The 22,856-nt window shown below is 68.9% G+C and carries 25 protein-coding genes; 10 read left to right on the forward strand and 15 right to left on the reverse strand.

Features of this window, described 5'->3' with window-relative positions; translation table 11 throughout:
* Positions 1 to 30: 30 nt before the first annotated feature.
* Positions 31 to 813 carry a putative hydro-lyase gene (locus EV649_RS27550; RefSeq protein ID WP_130386515.1) on the forward strand — a complete coding sequence of 261 codons (783 nt, stop codon included), beginning with the start codon at positions 31 to 33 and terminating at the stop codon, positions 811 to 813.
* Here the strand turns inward: EV649_RS27550 and EV649_RS27555 are convergent.
* From EV649_RS27555 to EV649_RS27570, 4 genes are read right to left on the reverse strand one after another with little or no spacing between them, the layout of a single operon-like run.
* The gene (locus EV649_RS27555; RefSeq protein WP_130386516.1) at positions 810 to 1,430 is read right to left on the reverse strand and encodes a response regulator transcription factor; all 621 of its coding nucleotides are present in this window, start codon (positions 1,428 to 1,430) and stop codon (positions 810 to 812) included. The genes EV649_RS27550 and EV649_RS27555 overlap by 4 nt on opposite strands.
* On the reverse strand, positions 1,427 to 2,644 hold the full coding sequence (locus EV649_RS27560; protein WP_130386517.1) for a sensor histidine kinase: 1,218 nt from the start codon (positions 2,642 to 2,644) through the stop codon (positions 1,427 to 1,429). The genes EV649_RS27555 and EV649_RS27560 overlap by 4 nt, the downstream gene beginning before the upstream one ends.
* A gap of 1 nt (position 2,645) precedes the next feature.
* Positions 2,646 to 3,059, reverse strand: coding sequence for a hypothetical protein (locus tag EV649_RS27565; RefSeq protein ID WP_198682733.1), 414 nt, complete (start codon positions 3,057 to 3,059; stop codon positions 2,646 to 2,648).
* A gap of 57 nt (positions 3,060 to 3,116) precedes the next feature.
* On the reverse strand, positions 3,117 to 3,956 hold the full coding sequence (locus tag EV649_RS27570; RefSeq protein WP_157996328.1) for an endonuclease/exonuclease/phosphatase family protein: 840 nt from the start codon (positions 3,954 to 3,956) through the stop codon (positions 3,117 to 3,119).
* Positions 3,957 to 4,206: 250 nt separating this feature from the next.
* Between EV649_RS27570 and EV649_RS27575 the strand changes: the two genes are divergently transcribed.
* Positions 4,207 to 4,860, forward strand: coding sequence for a VanZ family protein (locus EV649_RS27575; RefSeq protein WP_157996329.1), 654 nt, complete (start codon positions 4,207 to 4,209; stop codon positions 4,858 to 4,860).
* A gap of 62 nt (positions 4,861 to 4,922) precedes the next feature.
* Here EV649_RS27575 and EV649_RS27580 read toward each other — a convergent pair whose 3' ends face one another.
* On the reverse strand, positions 4,923 to 5,534 hold the full coding sequence (locus EV649_RS27580) for a pentapeptide repeat-containing protein (protein WP_130386520.1): 612 nt from the start codon (positions 5,532 to 5,534) through the stop codon (positions 4,923 to 4,925).
* A gap of 110 nt (positions 5,535 to 5,644) precedes the next feature.
* Here EV649_RS27580 and EV649_RS27585 point away from each other — a divergent pair, with 110 nt between their 5' ends.
* Both EV649_RS27585 and EV649_RS27590 read left to right on the forward strand, forming a co-directional pair.
* Positions 5,645 to 6,535, forward strand: coding sequence for an NAD-dependent epimerase/dehydratase family protein (locus EV649_RS27585; protein WP_241998733.1), 891 nt, complete (start codon positions 5,645 to 5,647; stop codon positions 6,533 to 6,535).
* Positions 6,536 to 6,547: 12 nt separating this feature from the next.
* Positions 6,548 to 7,303, forward strand: coding sequence for a protein phosphatase 2C domain-containing protein (locus EV649_RS27590; protein WP_130386521.1), 756 nt, complete (start codon positions 6,548 to 6,550; stop codon positions 7,301 to 7,303).
* Here EV649_RS27590 and EV649_RS27595 read toward each other — a convergent pair.
* From EV649_RS27595 to EV649_RS27605, 3 genes are read right to left on the reverse strand one after another with little or no spacing between them, the layout of a single operon-like run.
* Positions 7,291 to 8,241: a DUF4328 domain-containing protein gene (locus tag EV649_RS27595; protein WP_130386522.1), complete on the reverse strand. Its 951-nt coding sequence runs from the start codon at positions 8,239 to 8,241 to the stop codon at positions 7,291 to 7,293. The two genes, EV649_RS27590 and EV649_RS27595, sit on opposite strands and share 13 nt — an antisense overlap.
* A gap of 40 nt (positions 8,242 to 8,281) precedes the next feature.
* On the reverse strand, positions 8,282 to 9,814 hold the full coding sequence (locus EV649_RS27600; protein WP_130386523.1) for a glycerol-3-phosphate dehydrogenase/oxidase: 1,533 nt from the start codon (positions 9,812 to 9,814) through the stop codon (positions 8,282 to 8,284).
* Positions 9,811 to 10,431, reverse strand: coding sequence for a TetR/AcrR family transcriptional regulator (locus tag EV649_RS27605; RefSeq protein ID WP_130386524.1), 621 nt, complete (start codon positions 10,429 to 10,431; stop codon positions 9,811 to 9,813). The genes EV649_RS27600 and EV649_RS27605 overlap by 4 nt, the downstream gene beginning before the upstream one ends.
* A 117-nt stretch (positions 10,432 to 10,548) precedes the next feature.
* Between EV649_RS27605 and EV649_RS27610 the strand changes: the two genes are divergently transcribed.
* The 3 genes from EV649_RS27610 to EV649_RS27620 are packed head-to-tail and all read left to right on the forward strand — an operon-like array spanning position 10,549 to position 13,883.
* A complete protein-coding gene (locus EV649_RS27610) occupies positions 10,549 to 12,108 on the forward strand; it encodes an FAD-binding oxidoreductase (RefSeq protein WP_130386525.1) in 1,560 nt (519 codons plus the stop codon).
* Positions 12,109 to 12,162: 54 nt separating this feature from the next.
* A complete protein-coding gene (locus tag EV649_RS27615) occupies positions 12,163 to 12,882 on the forward strand; it encodes an SDR family NAD(P)-dependent oxidoreductase (RefSeq protein WP_130386526.1) in 720 nt (239 codons plus the stop codon).
* Positions 12,882 to 13,883, forward strand: coding sequence for an S-adenosylmethionine:tRNA ribosyltransferase-isomerase (locus tag EV649_RS27620; protein ID WP_130386527.1), 1,002 nt, complete (start codon positions 12,882 to 12,884; stop codon positions 13,881 to 13,883). The genes EV649_RS27615 and EV649_RS27620 overlap by 1 nt, the downstream gene beginning before the upstream one ends.
* Positions 13,884 to 13,902: 19 nt before the next feature.
* Here EV649_RS27620 and EV649_RS40940 read toward each other — a convergent pair whose 3' ends face one another.
* The 5 genes from EV649_RS40940 to EV649_RS27640 form a co-directional block, all read right to left on the reverse strand.
* The gene (locus EV649_RS40940; RefSeq protein ID WP_157996330.1) at positions 13,903 to 14,055 is read right to left on the reverse strand and encodes a hypothetical protein; all 153 of its coding nucleotides are present in this window, start codon (positions 14,053 to 14,055) and stop codon (positions 13,903 to 13,905) included.
* Between the two features lie 647 nt (positions 14,056 to 14,702).
* Positions 14,703 to 15,080, reverse strand: coding sequence for a hypothetical protein (locus tag EV649_RS41770; protein ID WP_241998735.1), 378 nt, complete (start codon positions 15,078 to 15,080; stop codon positions 14,703 to 14,705).
* 340 nt (positions 15,081 to 15,420) lie between these two features.
* Positions 15,421 to 15,939 carry a GNAT family N-acetyltransferase gene (locus EV649_RS27630; RefSeq protein WP_130386529.1) on the reverse strand — a complete coding sequence of 173 codons (519 nt, stop codon included), beginning with the start codon at positions 15,937 to 15,939 and terminating at the stop codon, positions 15,421 to 15,423.
* 373 nt (positions 15,940 to 16,312) lie between these two features.
* Positions 16,313 to 17,056: a rhomboid family intramembrane serine protease gene (locus EV649_RS27635; RefSeq protein ID WP_130386530.1), complete on the reverse strand. Its 744-nt coding sequence runs from the start codon at positions 17,054 to 17,056 to the stop codon at positions 16,313 to 16,315.
* A 62-nt stretch (positions 17,057 to 17,118) separates the two neighbouring features.
* Complete coding sequence (locus tag EV649_RS27640) at positions 17,119 to 17,649, reverse strand: peptidylprolyl isomerase (protein WP_241998876.1); 531 nt, start codon at positions 17,647 to 17,649, stop codon at positions 17,119 to 17,121.
* Between the two features lie 248 nt (positions 17,650 to 17,897).
* Here EV649_RS27640 and EV649_RS27645 point away from each other — a divergent pair, with 248 nt between their 5' ends.
* Entirely contained in the window at positions 17,898 to 18,758 is an 861-nt protein-coding gene (locus tag EV649_RS27645; RefSeq protein WP_130386532.1) for a hypothetical protein, read from the forward strand.
* A gap of 83 nt (positions 18,759 to 18,841) precedes the next feature.
* On the opposite strand, the gene EV649_RS27650 is transcribed toward EV649_RS27645, so the two are convergent.
* Together EV649_RS27650 and EV649_RS27655 are read right to left on the reverse strand one after the other, a co-directional pair.
* Positions 18,842 to 19,105 (reverse strand): hypothetical protein, encoded by a 264-nt coding sequence (locus EV649_RS27650; RefSeq protein WP_241998737.1) that lies wholly within the window; start codon positions 19,103 to 19,105, stop codon positions 18,842 to 18,844.
* Positions 19,106 to 19,278: 173 nt separating this feature from the next.
* Positions 19,279 to 19,752, reverse strand: a complete 474-nt coding sequence (locus tag EV649_RS27655) for a methylated-DNA--[protein]-cysteine S-methyltransferase (protein ID WP_130386534.1) — start codon at positions 19,750 to 19,752, stop codon at positions 19,279 to 19,281.
* A gap of 166 nt (positions 19,753 to 19,918) precedes the next feature.
* Here EV649_RS27655 and EV649_RS27660 point away from each other — a divergent pair, with 166 nt between their 5' ends.
* Both EV649_RS27660 and EV649_RS27665 read left to right on the forward strand, forming a co-directional pair.
* The gene (locus EV649_RS27660) at positions 19,919 to 20,587 is read left to right on the forward strand and encodes a DUF4328 domain-containing protein (RefSeq protein WP_241998739.1); all 669 of its coding nucleotides are present in this window, start codon (positions 19,919 to 19,921) and stop codon (positions 20,585 to 20,587) included.
* A gap of 229 nt (positions 20,588 to 20,816) precedes the next feature.
* Positions 20,817 to 22,847 carry a DUF4328 domain-containing protein gene (locus tag EV649_RS27665; protein ID WP_241998741.1) on the forward strand — a complete coding sequence of 677 codons (2,031 nt, stop codon included), beginning with the start codon at positions 20,817 to 20,819 and terminating at the stop codon, positions 22,845 to 22,847.
* The last annotated feature ends 9 nt before the right edge of the window (positions 22,848 to 22,856 follow it).

A 22,856-nucleotide genomic window follows, 5' to 3' on the forward strand; every position in this document is an offset into this window, starting at 1 on the left:
CTATCGTGAGATCACCTGAGAGGGGGTCTCATGACGACGACTGCATCGCTCACTCCGGTCCAGGCACGGTCACTGTTCCGGGACGACTTCAGCGGGCCGACCACCGGTTGGGCCGGCGGCTATACGCAGACCAATCTGATCGCAGTCCCCGCGGACTGGGCGTACGACGTATTGCTGTTCTGCACGCGCAACCCGCAGGCCTGCCCGGTGCTCGATGTGAGTGATCCGGGCGATCCGACGACGCGGCTTGCTCGGGGCGCTGACCTCCGGACCGATCTTCCGCAGTACCGGGTCTGGCAGGACGGCGAGTTGGTGGCCGAGATGGCGGATGCGAGCGAGGTGTGGCGGGACGACCTGGTCGCGTTCTCGCTCGGGTGCAGCTTCACGTTCGAGACCGCGCTGGCGGCCGAGGGTATTCCGCTGCGGCACGTCGATCAGGGGCGGAACGTGGCGATGTACGTGACCGACCGCGAGTGCGAGCCCGCCGGGCGGTTGCACGGTCCGCTGGTGGTTTCGATGCGCCAGATTCCGGCGGACCGGGTCGACGACGCCGTACGGATCACGCGAGCGATGCCGGCGGTGCACGGCGGGCCCGTGCACATCGGGGACCCGAGCGAGTTGGGGATCACCGACCTCACGCAGCCGGACTTCGGCGATCCGGTCGACGCGGCCGACGGCGACGTACCCGTGTTCTGGGCGTGCGGGGTGACTCCGCAGGCAGCGCTGATGGCGTCCCGGCCGCCGTACGCGATCACGCACGCGCCCGGCTACATGTTCATCACCGACCGCCGCGACAGCGACTACCGCGTCTAGAGCAGGCCGCGTTTGAAGCCCGCCGCCACGGCTGCGGCGCGGTCGGAGACGTCGAGTTTGGCGTAGATGTTGAGCAGGTGCGTCTTGACCGTGGCCTCGCTGATGAACAGGTGGCGCGCGGCCTCGCGGTTGGTGTTGCCAGCAGCAACCAACTGGAGGACCTCGAGTTCCCGCGCGCTGAGCAGGTCGGCGACAGGCGGGGTGCGGACGTGGTTCATCAGCGTGTTGGCGACCGAGGGCGCAAGGACGGATTGGCCGTCGGCGGCGGCCCGAACGGCGCGGAGGAGCTCGTCGCGCGGCGCGTCCTTGAGCAGATAGCCGGTGGCGCCGGCCTCGATCGCGGGTACGACGTACCCATCGGTGTCGTACGTCGTCAGCACGAGCACCCTGGACCGTACGCCGCGCTCCACCAGCTGACCGATCGCTGCGAGACCGTTGACGCCCGGCATCTGCAGGTCCATCAGGATCACGTCCGGCTGCAGCGCCTCGGCCAGCCGGATCGCCTCGGCGCCGTCCCCCGCCTCGCCGACCACCTCGAAGTCGGGATCGGCTGCGAACATCCCGCTCAGCCCGTCGCGGACGATCGGATGGTCGTCGGCGATCACCAACCGGATCATGCCGGCCGTCCCGTCAGCGGCACCGTCGCGGAGATCGCCGTACCGAGGCCTGGCTCGGATTCGACCTCGAGCGTCCCGGCGAGCGCCTCGACCCGCTGCCGCATCGCGACCAGGCCGAACCCACCCGTCTCCGACGACGTGATCCGGTCCTGGTCGAAGCCGGCACCGTCGTCCCGAACGTCCAACGCGACCTGCTTCTCCATGTAGGACAGCGTCACCCCCACGCGAGTTGCCTGCGCGTACTTCGCCACGTTCGCCAACGCCTCCTGAGTTGCTCGAAGCAGAGTCGACTCCGCCTCGGGCGTCATCACCCGCGGCGTACCGGTCGTGGTCAGCTGTACGTCGATCCCGTGCACCGCCGACCACCGCCGTACGACGTCCGCGATCGCCTCGCTCAACGTCGCCGACTGCAGCGGCTGGGGTCGGAGCGCGTGTACCGAGCGGCGTGCCTCGGTCAGACTCTCGCGGGCGAGCCCGACCGCGGTCGTCACGTGCCGACGCCAATCCGAGGCGTTCTCGGCGGCCTGGAGTTGGGTGACGATCCCGGTCAGTCCCTGCGCGAGGGTGTCGTGGATCTCGCGGGCCATCCGCTGCCGCTCGTCGATGACGCCGGCGTCGCGGGCCTGGGTCAGCAACTGTTCGTGCAGGATCGCGTTCTCGGCGAGCGTGGCTTCGAGTCGGCGGTTGGTCTCGGTGAGCGCGTCGACCGCTTCCTTCCGTTGCCGGCTGAGCTCCTCGCCGCGGTGGCCGAGCCACGCGGCGAGACACATCCCGACCACGTTCACCCCGACCACGGCCACGTAGCCGAAGAGTCCGAGCACGTCCGTCTTCGGGATGTCGTACGACTGCGCCGTACCGGCGATGACCGCGACCGCCCCGACGCCGAGCAGTTGACCGGGCCACGGCAGCAGGATGAACGTGTAGAAGTAGCCGGCCGGGGTGAGGAAGCCGAACCACGGATCCCGCACCACCAGCACCGCGAGCAGCACCACGAAGCCGGCGACGAAGATCGCCATCGCACGAACGTTGGTCCGCCGGGCCGGGCGGAGCGTGAACATGCCGAGCGTCCACAGCGCGATCAACGCGCACAGCCCCAGGTCGACGGCCAGTGACCCGGGCTGATCGCGCTTGATCGGGATCGTGACGGCCGCGAGGCACGCGAGCAGCACGTACGGCACCACCGTCACCCGCAGCGGCCAAACCTGCTCGCCCATGTCACCCAGTGAACACCGAGCGAAGGTGTTTGCCGTTGACCAGCAGCGCAACGCCGAGCAGCAGCAGGCCGCAGATGGCCTGCTCCCCCTTCATCCACACCGGGAACGTGCCCGGCAGCGCGATGATGACCACGATCGCAACCAGCATCACCGCCGAGACGATCCGCAGCCGCAGGAAGCCCTTCCGGGAACCTCGCGCCGCGCTGCGTGCGAACAGGACAGTCAGCAGGGCGCTGCCGACCACGATCGTCCCGCGAACCCAGACCGCATCGTTGACCAAGGTCGCGTGGTGGCGCAGGACGATGACGGCGACGAGCGTCAGCACGCTGACCGCCAGATAGCCGGCCACCAGCAGTTGCACGCTCCGCAACGCCGCCGTACTTCGCGGGTGTCCGACATTCACTGAAGTAGTCATATCCCGACTGTCCCGCCGGGTCCCGAGTGGGCACATCGCCCACTCAGCCAGACCACCTCAACCGATCGGTTGATCCGTCCGGTTGCGCCACCGGAAATCGCAGACGACGGCCCGGTGGTCGGACGGGTAGATGCCGTCGACGGCGTCACCAGCGATCACGGCCGACTCGACGCTGACCAGCTGATCCTCGTGGCCCGGGCGGTAGAAGATGTGGTCGATCCGCTGATCGACCAGCTCCGGACCGGCCTCGAGCGGGGCCGACGGATGCGTCGACGGCAGCGTCACCACGTCAGGCGCACCGTTGCCCGCCGTCCAGGCGTCGATCAGTACTTCGCGCAGCGGACGGAGTACGGCGCTGTCCGCCGCAGCGTTCAGGTCGCCCATCACCAGGGACGGACTCGGGCCGTCGGCGGATGGATCGGTGCCGAGATCGGCGAGCAGCGCGGCCTGGGCGAGCCGGTCGTCGCTGAAGGTCGTCGCATGTTCCAGGCACGCCACCACGACAGGCACCGGACCGGCCGGATGAGCGACCCGGGCGCGCAGGGCGACCGGATCCCAGGACCGATGGCGGGCCGGCATGGCGATCGCCTCGTGGTCGGCGATCGGCCACCGGCTCAGCAGTGCGACCCCGAGCTCCACCCCGTCGTGGTCGGGCGCCAACGCCGGATCTGGGGACCGCGGGTACGACGGCGACGCGAAGACCGCGTGGAACCCGAGCGCGTGGGCGAACTCGTCCGCCTGCGTGGTGCCGTCGGCGCCCCACACCTCCTGCAGCGCGATCACGTCGGGCGTGAACCGCTCGATCGTGGCGAGGATCCCGGGCTGCCGTTCCCGCCAGCGCGGCCCGAATCGCCACCAGATGTTCCACGTCATCGCGCGAAGCTGCGGATCGACCACGTCTCTTCCTTCCGGCTCGGGTCCAATCCACTGGTACCCACTACCGGCAGGCACAAGATCGTTGCCCCGAGCACCTTTCTTCCGTGTCAGTTTGTGCACGGACTGTCACAGACTGTCACGACCGGTTTACGGCTGCGTGCAGATGTCCGGACAGGGCTGGCGGCAGTGGGAGCGGCCGGATGATCGTCGATTCAGGAACACGAAGTCCAGAAGAGTTCGAGTCAGGTCGACCACGGGAGGGTCCGGACACGTGCTCGAGACTTATCGCGGAATCCCACACCTGTTGGACACCTGGCTCGTACTGACCGGCATGACGCTGCCGATCGCCCTTTCCTCGTTTCGCCGCCCGGGCGACCTCGTCCCCCGGCTGGCCGCGTTCTGCCTGCCGGCTGCGTTCGCGCTGGTGATCGCGGCGACGCTCAGCCCGACGACGCATCGCCTCGGCCAGATCGGCGAGTGCGGCACGCACCTGACCACGACCGGCGGACTGACGTCGCTCCAAGGTCTGCTCAACGTCGTGCTGTTCGTGCCGGCCGCGGGCATGCTCACGCTGGCCAGCGGCCGCCCGGGCGACGGCATCGCGGCCGGGATCGGGATGTCGGCCGCGGTCGAGGCGGTGCAGGCCCTGCTGCCGCAACTCGGCAGGTCGTGCCAGTTGCACGACCTGATCGCGAACTCGCTCGGCGCCTTCTGCGGGGTCGGCCTGGCCGCCGGCCTCCAGACGCTGACCCGGAGCCTGGTCGCCCGGCCGGGCTTCCTGGTCGTCAGCCCGGCAGTGGTCGAGCACGCCGCGATGCTCGTCGTACGGCGGCCGCGGCATCCGGCCCGGCATCGGCGCGGAACCCTGGTCCCGGCCGGTCGCCCGGCGAGATATCACAGTACGAATACACAGTTATCCGGATAGTTATCCACAGGCTGTGGATGGGACCGTGGATGACCGCGTGATTACCTGGGGATATCCACAGCTCACGGTCGGACGTCGAGGCCGAGCGCGGCGGCTACGACCATCGCCTGGTTGACGTCGATACGGGCGTCCTTGAGGGTGACGGTCAGCGGATCGAGCGTCGACAGGTCGGAACCGCGCAGGTCGGCACCGGTGAAGTCGGCCTTCTGCAGGGACGCGCCGGACAGGTCGAGGTCCCGGAGCACGGCCTTCTGGGCCCGCAGACCGGTCAGATCCGCCTCGCGCATCTTCACGCCGGTGAACTCAGCGCCCTTCAGGTCCGCGCCGGGCAGCCCGGTGAACGACCAGTCACCGCCGGTCACCTTCATCAGGCTGTGGGCGCAGTCGTCGAACAGGCTGCCGACCATCTTGCACCGGGTGAACGTCGTGTCGAACAGCGAACACCGCACGAACGTGCAGTTCACGAACGCGGCGTCGGTGTGCGTCGACGCGTTGAACCGGACCCCGCGGAACGTGCACTCCTCGAACACCCCGGCGCGGTTCTCCACCTCGGTCAGGTCGGAATCCAGGAACAGCACCCGGCGGTACGTCTGCCCGGACGGGTCCGCGTCGTCCCACTCCCGGATCGTCGACTCGGTCTGCGCCGCCGGACGCCCGCCCACACGGTCAGCCATGACTCTCCCTCGCTCGATGAGCCCCCAGACTGCCACGCCGTGCCGACACTGTGATGCTGACGACGGAGAACGTACGGCGGACCGACAAATAACGGCCGCACGATGGAGGGGTGACCGGAACTGAGCGGGTGATGGTGTTCGGCGCGGGAGGTTTCCTCGGCGCCAGGATCTGCGCGCTGCTCGCCGACCGGGGTATCGAGTACCGCGGGCTGAGCCGGACCCGGAGCGAGCCGTACCGGCGCTGCGACCTGGCCGCGATGCACCCGTACGCGCTGGACACCCAGATCGGGATGTACAAGCCGACCGTGATCGTGAACGCCGTCGGCGCCACGATCGGCGAGCCGGCCGACCTGGTCCGGGCGAACGTGATCGCCGTCGAGGCCCTGCTCGGCTCGGTCCGCGACCACGCCGGCCATGCCCGGTTCGTCCAGCTCGGCTCCGCGGCGGAGTACGGCGGGGGCCCGCACGGCACCAGCCTGTCCGAGGAGAGCGCGCCGCGGCCGCTCGGTCCGTACGGCATCACCAAACTCGCCGGGTCCGAGCTCGTGCTTCGGGCGCAGCGGGCCGGCGCGGACGCCGTCGTACTGCGGATCTTCGATGCGATCGGGCCGGGAGCGCCGGACAGCACGCTGACCGGGCGGGTGATCCGGGACCTGCGGGCGCGACAGCTGATCGAGGTCGGGTCGCTGGACGTGTGGCGCGACTTCGTCGACGTCCGGGACGTGGCCGAGGCGGTGCTCGCGGTCGCGCTCGCGGACGGGAAGCTGCCGCCGGTGCTGAACGTCGGGACCGGTCGGGCGACGCTCGCGCGGGACATCGCCGGGCAGCTGTTCGAGCTCAGCGGTCAGCCGGCGACGATCGTCGACGACACCGAGCAGGAGACCGCGCTCGGCGCGCCGTGGCAGCAGGCCGACACCACCCTGATCGGAGACGCGCTCGGCTGGTCCCCCAAGATCGCCCTCGAGCAGTCCCTCGCCGACAGTTGGGCCGACCCGACCTAGCACAATCGGCCTGTGGAAATCCGAGCTCTCAGTGAGGCAGCGCCGGATCGGCGACCGCCGGCCGTCAACGAGGATCTCGTCCTGACCGGGCCCGACTTCGCCGTCGTACTGGACGGCGCCACCGCTCCGGCTGGCGTCGAGTCCGGCTGCCGGCACGACGTCCCCTGGCTGGTCATGCAGCTCGCCAGCCATCTGGCGCCTCCACTTCTCACCCGATCGCCCACACCTCTTCCCGACCTGCTCGCCGAGGCGATCGCCGGCGTCCGCGCGACCCATGCTGATACCTGCGACGTCAGCAATCCCGACAGTCCGTCGTCCACAGTCTCGATGGTTCGGCTCCACCCGGACCACGTCGAGCATCTCGTCCTGGCCGACTCACCTGTTGTCATGCGCGCATCCGACGGCCAGGTCACCGTCCACAGCGACGACCGGCTCGAGCTTCTCCCGGAGCGGACCCTCAAGTCCGTACGCCGGTTGCGCAACAAGCCAGGCGGCTTCTGGGCGGCGAGCACCGAACCCCAAGCGGCGTACGAGGCAGTCGTCGGGACGACGGACCGGGCCGACGTCGACGTGATCGCGATCCTCTCCGACGGCGCGTCCCGCTTCACCGAGCGCTACGGGCACTCGTGGGAGGAGCTCCTCGACGTACTCACGGCCGAAGGCCCACGGCGGCTGATCGACCTGGTGCGGGAACACGACGCCGCGTCGACCACCCCCGGCTGGAAGCGGTACGACGATGCGAGCGTCGTACTGCTTCAGGGGCCGTAGGTCGGGAAGCCCGGGCCGGGGTGCTGCTGGCGCGGGGCGTACTGCGGTGTCTGGCGCGGCGGCTGCACGAAGTCCTGTACCGGTGGCGGCGGAGCGAGCCGCGACTGCTGCCAGCTGCCGATCTGGAGCATCAGCAGTGACGCCGTGACCCCCGCGACGATGAGCAGGACCGTCGCGACCGTGAACCCGATGTCGACGGCCAGCGCGACCCGGACCATGTAGTCCTGGAGGTCGTAGATGTCGACGTACGAACCCTCCGCGTCGCTGTCCGCCACCTCGACCAGCCGGACGATCCAGATGACGAACCCGATCACCGCGGCCGATCCGCCGCCAACGATGATGACCCAGAAGCCGCACCAGGACACCCACCACGTGTACAGCAGGGCGCGGATCCGGCCGGATCGGGCGATGCCGGGTTGGTCGCGCGGCTCGCTGGCCCGGGCGACGTCCTCGACGACCTGCAGCGGGTACCAGAACTGCACGATCGGGCAGATCCACGAGCCGACGACCCACCCGGGCGCCCGGCGATGCGCGCCGTGGGTCGGGACGGTCGGGTTCGGGGCGAACGGCGAATAGAGGAAGTCGACGTTGTCGCGGGCGCGCCACAGCCAGATCAGGAACGCGATCCCGGTCCCGATCAGCAGGTAACTGACCAGGTTCAGCAGCGGGCCGGTGCCGGTGATCGACTCGACGCCGCGCTGGATCTCCTCGTCGGAGAGCAGCCCGTACACGAACCGCTTGACCTCGGAGTACGACCGCCAGAGCAGCACGCACTGGATCACGGCACAGAGAGCGGTCACCCCCATCAGCGCGATGCTGACGATCGCGAGCGCTCGCAACGGCCGGTACTGCGGCACCACCGGCATCGGCTGGTACGGCATCGGCTGGTAAGGCCCTGGTCCTTGATACGGCCCCGGCCCTTGGTACGGCTGCGTCACCTTCTACCTCCCCGCAGCCAAGTTAACCCCAAGACCGGAGTCACACCGCGGCGAAGGCCTCCCGTACGGCGGGCAGCGCGAGTTCCCGGTCCGCCGCCGACAGCCCGATCCGCGTCCGCCGATCCAGTACGTCGTCCTCGGTCAGCGCCCCCTCGTGTCGGACGGCGAACTTCACCTCGGCGTACGTCGTCCGCAGCCCCGGCGCGATCGGATGCTGCAACTCGGGCGGGCCTGCGATCACCTGCGGCGCCTCCACGCCGTACCGCTGGACGAACCGCGCCGGCGCCCGGACCGCAGCCAGGTGCACACGATCGGCCGCGCCCACGAGCGGGATCCGGTGTGTCTCACAGGAGCGCCGTACGTCGAGCGTCGACTGCGCGAGTGCCTTGTCGAGCGCGTCCTGTGCCATCCGGCGATAGGTCGTGAGCTTGCCGCCGACGATCGTCACCACGCCGTCCGGGCTGGTGATGACCGCGTGCCGCCGGGAAATGTCGGCGGTCGTGTTCTCGCCGTTGTGGTGACCTGTGTCGAGCAGCGGCCGGAGCCCGGCGTACGTGCCGATCAGGTCCGCGCGGGTCACCGGCTGCTGCACCGCGGAGCTGATCGTGTTCAGCAGGAAGTCGATCTCCGCGTCGGTCGCCTGCGGTACGTCGCTCACCGGGCCCGGCGCGTCCTCGTCGGTGAGGCCGACGTACACCCGGTCGTCGGGCGCCGGGATCGCCATCACGACGCGCCGCAGCTCCCCCGGCACCGGCACGGTCAGCAGGGCGGACAGCCCGCCGAACACGGACTGCGGCAGCACCAGGTGGGTGCCGCGGCTCGGCCGGAGCTTGATGCCGGAGGCAACTTGATCCGCCCAGATCCCGGCCGCGTTGATCACCACCCGCGCATCGACCGACCGCCGGTCCCCGGTCAGTTGGTCGACCAGGACCGCACCGCGGCCGGTGACCTCCGTGGCGGCGACGTGGGTCAGGATGCGAGCGCCGTACTGCGCGGCAGTCCGGGCGATCGCGACGACCAGGCGCGCGTCGTCGTACAACTGTCCGTCCCAGGTCAGGAAGCCGCCGCGCATCCCCTCGGGCTTGAGCGTCGGCGCGTAGCGCAGGATCTCGGCCGAGCTGACCCGGCGGGAGTGCGGCAGGTAGTCCTCGCTCGTCCGGGCGAACGTGCGCAGGACGTCGCCGCCGAGGAACGCCGACCGCAGCAGCGCCGCCTGCGCGAACCTTGCCTGTGGCAACCACGGCGCGATCTGCGGGATCGGGTGCACGAGATGCGGCGCGGTGGTCTTCATCAGGATGCCGCGCTCGACGGCGCTCTCGTACGCGATCCCCACATGCCCGGACGCCAGGTAGCGCAGGCCGCCGTGCACGAGCTTGGAGCTCCACCGGCTGGTCCCGAACGCCAGGTCGTGCTTCTCCACCAGGGCAACGGTCAGTCCGCGCGCGGCCGCGTCCAGCGCCACGCCGGCGCCGGTGACCCCGCCGCCGACGACGAGCACGTCGACCGCACTCAGCGAGTCGAGCTCACGGGAACGCCGCGCGGCGTTCAGGCTCGCGTTGCCCACGCTGATCATGGCGTCAGGTACCTGGTGAGCATCATCCGCAGCTCCTCGTCGAGCTTCGGGTACTCGTCCTTCTCCGCCATCACCGGACCCGACACCGCCGACGCCAGCGAGACCAGAATGATCTGCCGCGCCAGCCACACCGGATCGCCGTCGCGGATCGAGCCGTCGGCCTGCCCCTGGCGGATGCCTTCCTCGACCAGCGCGAGGTGGGCGACGGTGCTGCTGCCGCGGCGCTCCATCAGGTACGGCGTGAGGAACTCGGGGTCGAGCTCGATGATCTTGCGCATCAACGGGTGCACCCGGGTCTTCGCGACCACCTCGACGACACCCTCGACCAGGCGCGCCCGGCCATCCACGGCATCCGGCTGGAACGCGGACACCAGCGCGATCGTCCACTCCCGGGTCATCAACGCGGCGACCACGGCCTGCACGTTCGGCCAGCGCCGGTACAGCGTCGCGCGGGAGACTTCGGCGTGCCGGGCGATGTCGGCCATCGTCATCCGGCGCATCCCGATCGCGAGCAGCAACTCGTACGCCGCGTCCAGGATCCGCTCCTCGCCGATCGCGTTCGCCGGCGTGGGACGGGTGCTGGTTTCCTGATCGGATTCGCTGCTACGCTGAGACATCACACGTCAGAGTGTATCAGCGACTTTGCCATCCCGGAACTGTCGATGGGAGGTGGAGGCCAGGGGGTTCCACCTCCCATCGACGCTACCTCGCCGGACTCTTGATCGGGAGCTCAGATGACCGAATCCGACCTGCCGGTGGTGCAACTCACGCCCGGCCGCTGGGGCGACCCCGCCCACCCGGTCGACCTCCCGTCCGCCGCGGTCGACGCCCTGAAGCACCTCGGCGTACGGCGATCCGCCGCCGAGCCCGTCGCTCCGGCCGACCGGCCAGGGCTCACGCCTGACCAACTGTCGTTCCTGAGTCAGGTCGTAGGGACTGACCACGTGGCCTCGGACCTGGACTCGCGCTGGGCGCACACCCGCGGCTACTCGACGACGGACTTGCTCAAGGACCGCGCAGGCGACACTTCGGACATGCCGGATGCGGTCGTCTACCCCGCCTCACACGACGAAGTGCAGGAGTTGCTGACCGGTTGCGCCGAGCGGGACCTGGTCGTCGTCCCATACTCCGGCGGTACGTCGGTTGTCGGCGGCCTCGCGCCGTCCCGCCGATTTGTCACCGTGGACCTGCGGCGACTCGATCAACTGGTCGACGTCGACGAGGTCTCGCGAACGGCCACGCTGCAGGCCGGCGTCCGCGGTCCGGCGGCCGAGGCGTTGCTGGCCGAGCGCGGCTACACGCTGGGGCATTTCCCGCAGTCGTACGAGGGCGCGTCGATCGGCGGCTACGCGGCGGCGCGGTCGAGCGGCCAGTCGTCAGCCGGGTACGGCCGCTTCGACCAGATGGTCGTCGGCCTGACCCTCGCCACTCCGCGCGGCACGATCGAGCTCGGACGCGCGCCGATGTCCGCGGCCGGCCCGGACCTGCGCCAGCTCGTGCTCGGGTCCGAGGGCGCGTTCGGCATCATCACGTCGGTCGTCGTACGGATCCGGCCGCGACCGACCGAGCGGCACTTCGAGGGCTGGCGGTTCGAGAGCTTCGACACCGGGCTGGCCGCCGTACGACGGCTCGCGCAGGACGGGCCGTTGCCGACGGTGCTCCGGCTGTCGGACGAGGTCGAGACTGCGGTGAACCTCGCCGACCCGGACGTGCTCGGTGGCGGATCCGGCGGCGTGCTCGCGATCATCGGTTTCGACGGCCCGTACAACCAGGCGACCGCCGACGTCCTGACGGCCGCCGGCGGGAAGAACCTCGGCGCGGACCCGGGTGAGACATGGCGGGTCGGTCGCTACCGGGCGCCGTACCTCCGCGATCCCCTGCTCGACGAAGGCGCGCTCGTCGAGACCCTTGAGACGGCCGCGTTCTGGTCGCGCATCCCCGCCCTGAAGACAGCCGTCACCGAAGCGCTCGTCGGCGCACTGGGTGCCACGCCGCCGCTGGTCCTCTGTCACATCTCGCACGTCTACGAGACCGGCGCATCGCTCTACTTCACGGTGATCTGTGCACAGTCCGACGATCCGATCGAGCAGTGGCGGACCGCGAAGCTCGCCGCCAACCAGGCGATCGCCGACGCCGGCGGCACGATCTCCCACCACCATGGCGTCGGCACCGACCACCGCGACGCCTACGCCACCGAGATCGGTCCCTTGGCCGTCGAAACCCTGCGCGCGGTCAAGCAAACCCTCGACCCGGACAACGTCATGAACCCAGGCATCCTGATCCCCGAAGACTGAATCCGTCTCGGCAACGCTTGACTTCAAGTTTAGTTGAGGTATGACGGTAACGGCATGACTCCTGAACCGTCCGACCGTCCTGTTGCTCTCATCACCGGCGCGTCCGCCGGGCTCGGGCTCGCACTCGCGCACGGGCTGGCCGATCGCGGCTGGGCGCTCGTGATCGACGCGCGTGGCGCCGAAGCGCTCAAGGACACCGCCGACGCGCTGGCTGACCGCACCGACGTCGTACCGCTGGCCGGCGACGTCACCGACCCCGAACACCGCGCCGACCTAGTGGAGGCGATCTCCGAGCTCGGTCGGCTCGACCTGCTCATCAACAACGCCAGCTACCTCGGGCAGAGCCCGCTGCAAGCACTGGCCACGGCTGACCTCGACGAGCTCCGTCGCGTGTACGAGGTCGACGTACTCGCACCAATCGCACTCATACAGGCCCTGCTTCCCGCACTCACTACAGCGTCCGGTGTGCTGATCAACATCAGCTCCGACGCCGCGGTGGAGGCCTATGAGACCTGGGGTGGCTACGGCTCCGCCAAGGCCGCACTGGACCACGCGACTCGGGTCCTGGCCGCTGAGCACCCAGCACTGGCGGTGTACGCCGTTGACCCGGGTGATCTGCGTACTGCGATGCACCAGGCCGCCTTCCCCGGTGAGGACATCTCCGACCGGCCTGAGCCCGCAACCGTCGTACCGGCGTTCCTGCAGTTGCTGGACAGCCGGCCGGAGAGTGGCAGGTACCGGGCGGCTGATTTCGCACCTGCGGTGGCCTCGTGATGGTGCATCCACACACCAGATTCGACCTGCCGGAGGCGCTGAACGCCGGCGAACCACCGGAGGCCCGCGGCGTCTCGCGGGACCACGTGAAGCTGCTGGTCGCGGAGGGGCCGACCGTCACGCACACCCGCTTCGACCGCATCGGTGAACACCTGCGGCCCGGTGACCTGCTGCTGGTCAACACCTCCAGTACGTTGCCCGCAGCTGTGGACAGCTCGTCGTACACCGTGCACTTCTCTACACCGCTGGACGACGGCACCTGGGTCGTCGAGTTACGCAACGGCGGCGCACCGATGTTCGACGGTACGGCGGGCGACCGGGTGGACCTGCCGGAAGGTGCACTGACGTTGCTGGCGCCGTACCAAGGCTCGAATCGCCTGTGGATCGCCAAGCCACCGGCGGCCGACGTACTCGGGTACCTGCAGCGGCACGGGCGGCCGATCACCTACAACTACGTCGGCAAGCAGTGGCCGTTGGCGTCGTACCAGACCGTCTTCGCACGCGACCCGGGCAGTGCGGAGATGCCGAGCGCCGCCAGACCGTTCAGCTTCGAGCTGGTGAGCCACCTGGCGTCGCAGGGCGTACTGATCGCACCGATCCTGCTGCACTGCGGCGTGTCCTCACTGGAGAGCCACGAGCCGCCTCAGCCCGAGCGGTACGACGTACCCGCGCACACGGCCCGCCTAGTCAACTGGGTCAAGGCCAACGGCGGCCGGGTGATCGCAGTCGGCACCACCGCCGTACGCGCCATCGAATCAGCCACGACTCCGGACGGCACCGTCACGCCGGCGCACGGCTGGACCGATCTGATCCTCGGTCCGGAACGCCAGCCGTACGTCGTCGACGGCCTGATCACCGGCTGGCACGCCCCCGAGGCGTCCCACCTACTCCTCCTCGAGTCCGTAGCCGGCCCCGACCAGATCCAGCGCGCGTACGACGCAGCAGTCCAAGAGCACTACCTCTGGCACGAGTTCGGCGACAGCTGCCTCATCCTGCGCTGACCATCCGGCCGCAGAGGTCTCAGGAGGCCTTGGCCGGCTGCTGCTTCTGCTGGGAGATGCGGGTGGTGGTCTGAAGCGCCGTCACCGCACTAGGAGATTCCGGCGCCGACGGCCGCACGACCTGATGTTCGTTGCCGGGCCGGGCTCGCTTGTCCACTGCACGTGGGCTCATACCGATGTCCTAACCATTCGGTCCCCCGTCGGGACGTCACTTGATTAGACGAGCACAAGCCCTCGGCTGTCATGTCCTTTTATCCAACTGAGCAGAAATTGTGGCCTAGGCCGATTAGTTGCTTTTTGAATCGGCGGAGCCGCCTAGTGTCCCGCGCCCGAAGTTCGTGCCCTAAGTCCGGAGTCGGCCGGACTTGACCACGCCAGCCGCTGGCTCCCGGGCCCCAAACCGGTTTGGGGAGACCTACCTGCCCGAATCGGGCAGTAGCGCTCCCCGGTCGGAGGCAAGAGCCTCCCCAAACCGGTTTGGGGAGGCTTGTGGAGGGCCTGAGCGGACTGGGCGCGGGGAGCCGCGATCGCACCGGGCCGGACTTACGACGCTAACTTGCGGCGCAGCCCCGGTCCCGGACGCGACTGCCCCGCCGGTGTCACTCGGCCATGTTGTCCGGGCCACCCTCACTGCGCTGAGATCCCGACCCCGAGGAGCCGGGCCGGTCGCCCTACGCGACGTGGATCCCTTGTGCATCAGGGGTTGGAGCGAGATGCGGCCTTGACGACAGGTTCCGCTGCTCGCAGGGCAACGTCAAGCAAGACTCAAGACCAACGCACGAGTTCTAGCGACCAAGTTTCACTAGCGACCAAGTTTCACTAGCGCGGCGCGAAGTACTTCCAGGTCTTGCCGTGATCGGTGCTGGTGATGGCCTGGTCGCCGTTGTACTGCGGTCCGTAGACGAACTCGCCGACCCTTGCCAGCTCGCCCAGGTCGGCCGGCGGTGTGAACGGCGCACCGGCACCGGGCCGGAGGAGTTCGCGTTTCTTGCCCTGGAAGAGCGCAAGCCCGGTGCCGTTGTCGAAGGCAACGGGAGACGACAGGTACGGGGCGGTCCGGGCGGCCACTGTCGTCCAGTGTTCGCCGCGGTCGGTGGACAACCGCAGTGGCACCGGGTCATCCATCCTGCCGGGCTTTCTGCCCTGGATCGCCACCAGCGTCTTGCCGTCCGAGCTGACTCCCAGTTCGCCACCCATCCGGCCGGGGCTGATGACGGAGTGGCCCCAGGTCTTGCCGCGGTCGTCGGTCCAGTAGATGTTGCCGACGCCGCTGTTCTTGGCGTGCGCAGCCGCGCCTCCGGGTTGTCGAGCTGGGCGAGCCGTTGGGGTTTCTCGACGGCGCGGACGAACGCCTCCTGGACGGCGTCCTCGGCCTCGCCCAGGTTCCCGCAGATCGCGAACAGTTGCCCGACCAGCCGCCGGTAACACCCTTCGTACAGCTCGCGCACCGTGTCGCCGTCAGCCATCACCACTCCCCAGATCAGACCCTTTGCCTGCACGAGTCCTGGCGGGAGGATCCGGTTGCATCAGGTTCGGGTCAGCGGCTGGGGCGCTCGAAGATGAGCTCCAGGCCGTCCTCTTCATCCCACTGTTCGCCATTCTCGACGAAGCCGAAGCCGGCGAGGGTGGCCAGCGACGCCTGGTTGGTGGGGCTGATCGTGGCCCGGACGGTCCGTACTGCGGGTTCGGCCGCCGCACGTTCAAGGAGCGCGGTCACGATCGCCTTGGCGAAACCCTGTCGCCGGTACGGCGGGTCGACGGTGTAGCCGATCTCCACCATGCCGGCCTCGTCGGGCGGACCGTGGAAACCGGCGTAGCCGACCACGATCCCGTCGGCCACGGCGAGCTTGACGAGCCACCCGAAGGTGCTGGGATCCCGGGCCAGCTGATCGAGGCGGTACTGCCAGAGCCACTTGGCCCTGTCACTGAGGAACTCATCGCCGAGTTCGAAGCCGAGCTCGGTCTGCGCCGCGGGACGGTCGTCGGCCAGCAAAGCGCTCAGCGCAGTACTGGTCATCTCGACGAACCGAACCGCTCGGGCGGAAGTAGTAGTCATCCCACTCATCTTCAGCCCAGCTGCCCCACCAGACGAACCATTAACCAGCTCTTGTGATGCATGTAAGGGTGGGTTGGGCTGATCCGGCGACCTCTCGACCGCCGTGCCGCAGGCCCCCGTGGTCCTGGGACCAACCAAACGCCACGACTCGGCGCGATCCCGGACAAGGCAGGCGTTCTGCACACCGGAGTCCAAGGAGCGCCATCGGGACAGCCGGGGTTATCCCCTCGCGTGCTGGGTTCTCCCCTCGCATATCAGTAGAGAACCCACAACGCGAGGGGATAACCCGTCGTCTGCTCGACGAGCGCGGTCCGCCGGTGTACGCATCGGTCGAACGGCGACGGAGGAGCCGGGCGTAGCACCGCGTGGGGATTTAAGCGGATTGTTTGTTGCGGCGGTGGTCGGAGAGTCGTAGGTAGATCCAGGCGACTGCGGCGCCTACTACGAAGCCGCCTAGGTGGCCTTGCCAGGAGACGTTGGGGATGGCGAAGGACAGGAACGCGGTGACGGCGACGTACATGATGATCCAGGTGATGTCCCCGCCGCGGGCGCGGCTAATCACCAGGAGGGCGCCGACCAGGCCGAGGACCGCACCGGAGGCGCCGAGGGTCGCGCCGCCGGGGGCCGACAGGAACCAGACCGCGACACTGCCGCCGAGCGCGGACAGCAGGTAGAGGACCGTGAAGCGGAGCCGGCCGAGCATCTGTTCCAGAGGCGGACCGAGCTGCCAGAGCATGAACAGGTTCGAGAAGATGTGGAAGATCTGCACGTGCGTGAACGCCGACGTGAGCAGTCGCCACGGCTCGCTCTCGGTCAGCACCGGCACCATCACCAGGTCGCTGAGGAGCTGCGGGCTGCCGGTGCGGACCGCGATGAAGACGAGGACGTTCAGCGCCAGCAGCGTGTAGGTGATGACCTGCTGGCTGCCGCCGCGCTGGATGCCGCCGAGCGACGTGCGGGTCCGCGGGACCGAGCGGACGCCCTCGTTGAAACAGTTCGGGCACTGGAAGCCGACGGCGGCACTGTTCATGCACGCCGGGCAGATCGGCCGGTCACAGCGCTGGCAGCGCACCCCGGCGGGCCGATCCGGGTGCCGGTAGCAGACGGTCTCGGTCACGCGGGTTGCGTCCCTCCAATGAGAGAGCGGGACCGGGCGCGCGCCCGGCCCCGCTCCGAAAATCAGGCGTTCTTACGCTCGACGACGACCTTGTTGATCACGATCGGCTCGAGCGGCTTGTCGCCGGGCGCCGTGTCGGCGGTGGCGATCGCGTCCACGACCTTCTTCGAGTCGTCGTCGGCGACCTCACCGAAGATCGTGTGCTTGCGGTTCAGGTGCGGCGTCGGGACCACGGTCACGAAGAACTGCGAACCGTTGGTGCCGTGGCCGAACTGGATGCCGGCGTTCGCCATCGCGAGCAGGTACGGCTTGTCGAACTGGAGTTCCGGGTGGATCTCGTCGTCGAACTGGTACCCGGGCGTGCCGGTGCCGGTGCCGAGCGGGCAGCCGCCCTGGATCATGAACCCGTCGATCACCCGGTGGAAACCGAGGCCGTCGTAGAACGGCTTGGTGACCTGTTGCCCGGTCTCCGGGTCTGTCCACTCCTTGGTGCCCTCGGCCAGGCCGACGAAGTTGTCCACCGTCTTCGGCGCGTGGTTGGGGAACAACCTGATGACGACGTCGCCCTTGTTCGTCTGCAGGGTCGCGTACAGCTCTTCGGCCACGGGAGTCACTCCTAGTCGGATTACGGCTTACCCCTCGATCCTGTCATGTCACTCCAAGAACCCCGGCATCGACGCGGATGTGTACGGACAGTGCCGTGGGGGCACCGGGTTATCGGCTGGAAACGTCGTACGATGCAGATGAAGCCGGGTTTGTCCAGAGTCGTCACCAGAAAGAGCCCATGTCGCCGATGGGCGGGAGAGCTGTCCGCTGGGCGGGCGGCACCGAGGAGGGAACCGTGGGTTTGAGGAAGTCCAAGGGCCGGGTCGAGGTCGCTAAGGACCGGGTCAGGCCACTCGCCGAGTCGGCGTCGGAGAAGTTCGGACCGGCCGTCGGCCAGGTCCGTGACCACCTCGGGCCGGCTGTGGGCACCGCACGGGAGAAGGTGTCGCCGTACGCCGAGAAGGCTGTCGAGCGGGGCGCGCACCTTGCTCACCAGGCGGTGGAGAAAGCCGGTCCGGTGCTCGACGACGCGCTCGCCAAGGTCGGTCCGGCCACCGAGCACGCGGCCGAGAAGGCCCGCGAGCGGCTGAACGACGACGTACTGCCGAAGGTGACCGCCGCGCTGGCGGCCATGGCAGCCGCCGCCGAACCGGTCGTCGAGGAGACCGCCCGCCGGGGCAAGGCCACCAAGGCCGCGCTGAAGGGCGAGCTCGACGTGCCGAAGAAGAGCCACAAGCTCCGCAAGGTGGTGCTGTTCCTGGGCTTCGGCGCGCTGGCCGCGGCAGCAGTGAAGAAGCTGCTGACGCCGCCCGAGCCGGCTTGGCAGTCCACCCCGACCAGCGGTCGTGACTACAGTTCCGCCCCGGCGGGTACGTCGTCGCGCCCGACCGACACCCCGTCGTCCAACGGCAAGACCGACGCTGAGCCGGAGGCCGACACCACAAAGACCGACGCCACGAAGGCCGACGTGCCCAAGACCGACGGCCCGACGCCGGACGGTTCCAAGGCCGACGGTCCCAAGGCCGAGGCTCCGAAGGCGGAGACCAAGCCGGATGCGGCCAAGGACGAGGTGAAGGCCGCCTCGAACGGCGCCACGAAGAGGACCACCACCAGGAAGTCGACGGGCTCGGGCGAGTCCAAGCCCAGCGACTCCTGACACCACCGCAACGGCGAAGGTCCCGAACCCCGGCTGGGGTTCGGGACCTTCGTCTGTCCGGACGTCGCCTTGCGCGAACGACGTCAGTTGACCTGTGGCTCCGGGTCGTCGGACTTCGCGATCGTGTAGCGGCCTGCTGACAGCAGCTGGGTGGCGTACCGGTGCGTGATGCACGGGTAGGTGCCGCCGCAGCTCAGGCAGACCGCGTCGTTGCGGTGCAGCCAGGGGACGACCTTGAGCCGCCTGGTCCAGGTCAGTGGCTCCCGATCGGGGGCGTGCATCCGGAGCGCCGCGCGGGCAGCGTCCTGGATCTCGGGGGCCGACCATTCCTCGGCGCTCTTGTTCATCAGGGCACTGAGGTCGGAGTGGAGGTGGTCAGTGGTGCGGGCTTTGTTCATTTATATGTGTCTTCCAAGGCAGGTGGGAGGACGCCTGAATCACTCGCTTCAAACGTTAGTGCCCCTCTGTGGCCACCGCGCCTCGAATCTGCGCAGACCGAGTGTCAGATCTTCGTCAGGTCTCAGGTCCAGAGCGTCTCGAGGGTGACCCGTGCCTCGAGTTCGAGCAGGTGCCGCTTGGTCGGGATGCCGCCGCCGAAGCCGACCATCTTGCCGCCGGCGCCGACCACGCGGTGGCAGGGCACGACGATCGCGATCGGGTTCCGGTTGCACGCCGTACCGACGGCACGGGCGGCACCGGCGTCGCCGACGATCTTCGCGACGTCGCCGTACGTCTGCATCTCGCCGTACGGGATCCGGGTGAGCTGGGCCCAGACCGCGCGCTCGAAGTCGGAGCCGCTGCGGACCGACAGCGGCAGCGTGAACTCCTGGAGCTCGCCGGCGAAGTACGCCTTCAGTTGCTCGGCGGCCTCGGTCAGCAGCGGATCACTGCCGAGCGGCCGGTCGGTCGCGCCGAAGTGCAGCCGGCAGAGCCCGGTCTCGTCGACCGCGAGCGTGAGGTCGCCGATCGGTGAATCGACCACGGACCAGTCCATACGACCATCCTTCCTCTCCCCACCGACAGTTTCTGGCAGGAATGCGCCACGGAGCGGCCGCAACGTGATGTTCTCGCTCGGTCACGCCCTGTTGTGCTATGTCTGATCCATGCCGAGCCGGGCGTCGCAAGTACCGCAGGGGCGGTGGTTCAGTTCCGAGCGGGCCATGGGTATCGGTGCGTCGATCCTGATCGGAGTCGTCACCGTCACCACGTGGTCGACCGCGTGGTCGGACTGGAACCTGTACCGGACCCGCAAGGTGTACGGCGGCGACCCGGACAAACTGGCCGAGGCCGACCTGATCTCCGGCTCGCTCGGGATCGTCGCCGCACTGGCGCTGCTCGCGGCCGCGGTGGTGTTCATCGTCTGGCTGTGGCGGGTCCGCTGGAACGCGGAGATGTTCTGCCGCGGCGAGCACCGCTTCACCCGCGGCTGGGTGCTCGGGTGCTGGCTCGTGCCGGTGGTCAACCTCTGGTACCCGAAGCAGGTCGTCGACGACGTCGTCGCGGCCAGCGACCCGCGGACCGATCCGTTGACCCCGATGCTCAAGGACGTTCCGGGCACGCAGTTGGTCTGGGCGTGGTGGCTGAGCTGGGTGGCCGGTCTGGTCACCGGGAACATCGTGCAACGAGGTGTTCTCGTCGGCGCGTCGCAGCTCGGAGATCTGCGGACGAACGTCATACTGTCCTCCGTCTCGGCGCTGTTCACCACCGGCGCGGCTGTGCTCGCAGTCATCCTGATCCAGCGGATCGACGAGCTTCAGAGCATGCGTCCGTGGGTGCCGTGGTGGGCGGTCGGGACACCGCACAGTGGCTTCCAACCACCTGCGCGGTAAACCAAACCGTCACGCCCCGTCTTCTCCCTCGTTACCACTGGTGATGGGCGTACGAAAAGAACACGTTAAGTCGACACCCTCTGTGCTGGGGCCGACTGCCCTGGCGTACCTACTTCGTGGTATCAATGTGGCTCGGTCACGCGGGGGCAGGGCCAGGCAGAGACGCCGGACAGACGACGGAGTTCCAGCAACGCGAGGGACGCGAGACGTGAGCCACCCGCAGGCATTGATGACTGCTGTCGAGGATCAGGAAGAGTGGCAGCCGCACGCGGCTGAAGAGTTCCAGCAGGTCGGGACGGTCGGCAAGATCGCGATCGGACTGCTGGGCGCATCAACGGTCACCCACCTGCTGTCCACCTGGTCCGACTGGAACACGTACTCGGTTGTGCACCGCTACCTCGGCGGGATGCCGAACGTCGACGACGCGGACCTGAACCGCGCCGACGCGATCGCCAAGGTCACCGCCATTCCGAACGTGATCATCTCGGTCGCCGCCGCGGTCGTCTTCGTCATCTGGCTCTGGCGGGCCCGGGTCAACTCCGAGGTGTTCTGCCAGGCCGACCACCGCCGCAGCCACGGCTGGGTGCTCGCGAGCTGGTTCTGCCCCGGTCCGAACCTCTGGTACCCGAAACAGATCGTCGACGACGTCTGGCTCGCCAGCGACCCGAAGACCCCCGTGTACAGCGACGACCTGCGCCGGTTCAGGACGCCGACCCTCACCTCCGTGTGGTGGGTCGCCTGGATCGGCGCTCTCGCGTTCGACGTGGTGGTCCGCCGGTTCCTGATGTGGATGGAAGCCACCGTCGGGTCGCTGCGCGGTATCGCTCTGGCAGGTACGGCGTCCCTCGTGCTGACGGTCGTCTCCGCGGTCGCCGCGACGATGGTGATCCGCAAGATCAACCACATGCAGACCACGCGCCAGTGGGTGCCGTGGTGGGACCAGGGCCCGAAGCTCAGCGCCGTCCCGTCGTACGAGGTGGCGCAGGTTCCGTCGTACGCGAACGACGACACCGACGAGCAGCCCGCGATCTCCGAGCCGATCGCCGCCGGGCCCGCGCTGGGCCTGGTCCGCCAGCCGCAACTGGAGATGGCCGGTGCCCCGCAGGCGGGCAACCCGTTCGCTCCGACCCCTGCACCGCAGGCGCCCGTACAGAGTCCGTTCGCGCCGCAGAGCTTCCCGGGTGACGGCGCTGCCGCTCCGGCCGCGTTCGCCGGCGGTCCGTCGGCCGACGAACCGCCGAGGTGGAGCCCGTTCGCCCCGGTCGCCGAGAACTGGCAGGACGACGAGGCCGGTCCGGCCACCGAGCAGTTCAACCCGATCGAGACCTGGCGGGACGAGAGGCCTGTCGAGAAGCCGGTCGAGGAGACGACGTACGAGGCGCCGCAGCAGAGCTGGGAGGACTACCGCAGCTCGCTCACCGCGGACGTGCTCGGTACGACGAGCAACTGGCGTGACGAGGCCGCCCCGATGACCGTCGTACAGCCCGACCCGTACGGCTACCAGCCCCAGCCGGAACCGCAGCCGCAGCCCGCCGAGGAGCCGTGGGCGGCGCGCTACTCCGAGCCGTACTCGTACGAGTCCGACTACACCTCGACGGCCTCCCCAGCGGAGGCGCAGACCGCACCCGAGCCTGAGCCCGCGCCTGTTGCGCGCGCCGGCCGCCGGGCCGCTCGGGTCGCGGTCGACAGCCCGTCGGCGATCCAGCCGGCGGTGCCGAGCCACTCGACACAGCCTGCCCAGGACGAGACGTACTCGTCGTACTCGGACCACAACGTCTACGGACAGTCCGAGCACACGCAGCCGTCGTCGCACGTGACCGCGTCGTCCGGGTACTACGAGCCGACGCCGGCCCCGAGCTACCAGGAGCAGGACGACTTCCTGACCCCGTCGAAGCCGCTCCCGCCGGTGCCGTCGTACGGACCGGAGCCGACGTACTCGTCCGGTGACGGCTACTCCAACCAGGAGACGTCGTACACCTCGGACTACGCGTCGTCGTACAACTCCGAGTCCTACAACTCGAGCAACTACGAGTACGACGCCTATGGCAACAATGGCGGCTCGGAGTACAACAGCACCGAGTCCTACGAGACCTACAGCCCGAACTACGCCACCGAGTCGTACGGGTCGCAGTACTCGCCGGAGCCGGAGCAGACCGAGCACCAGCAGCAGTCGCCGTACGCCTACGAGCAGCAGCAGCCGACCGACCCCGAGCAGCCGACCAGTCCGCGGACCCAGCCGCGCCGTGGCCGCTGGATCTGATCAGATAGC

Origin of the sequence: Kribbella sp. VKM Ac-2569, assembly GCF_004216905.1 — a bacterium.
GTDB lineage: Bacteria > Actinomycetota > Actinomycetes > Propionibacteriales > Kribbellaceae > Kribbella.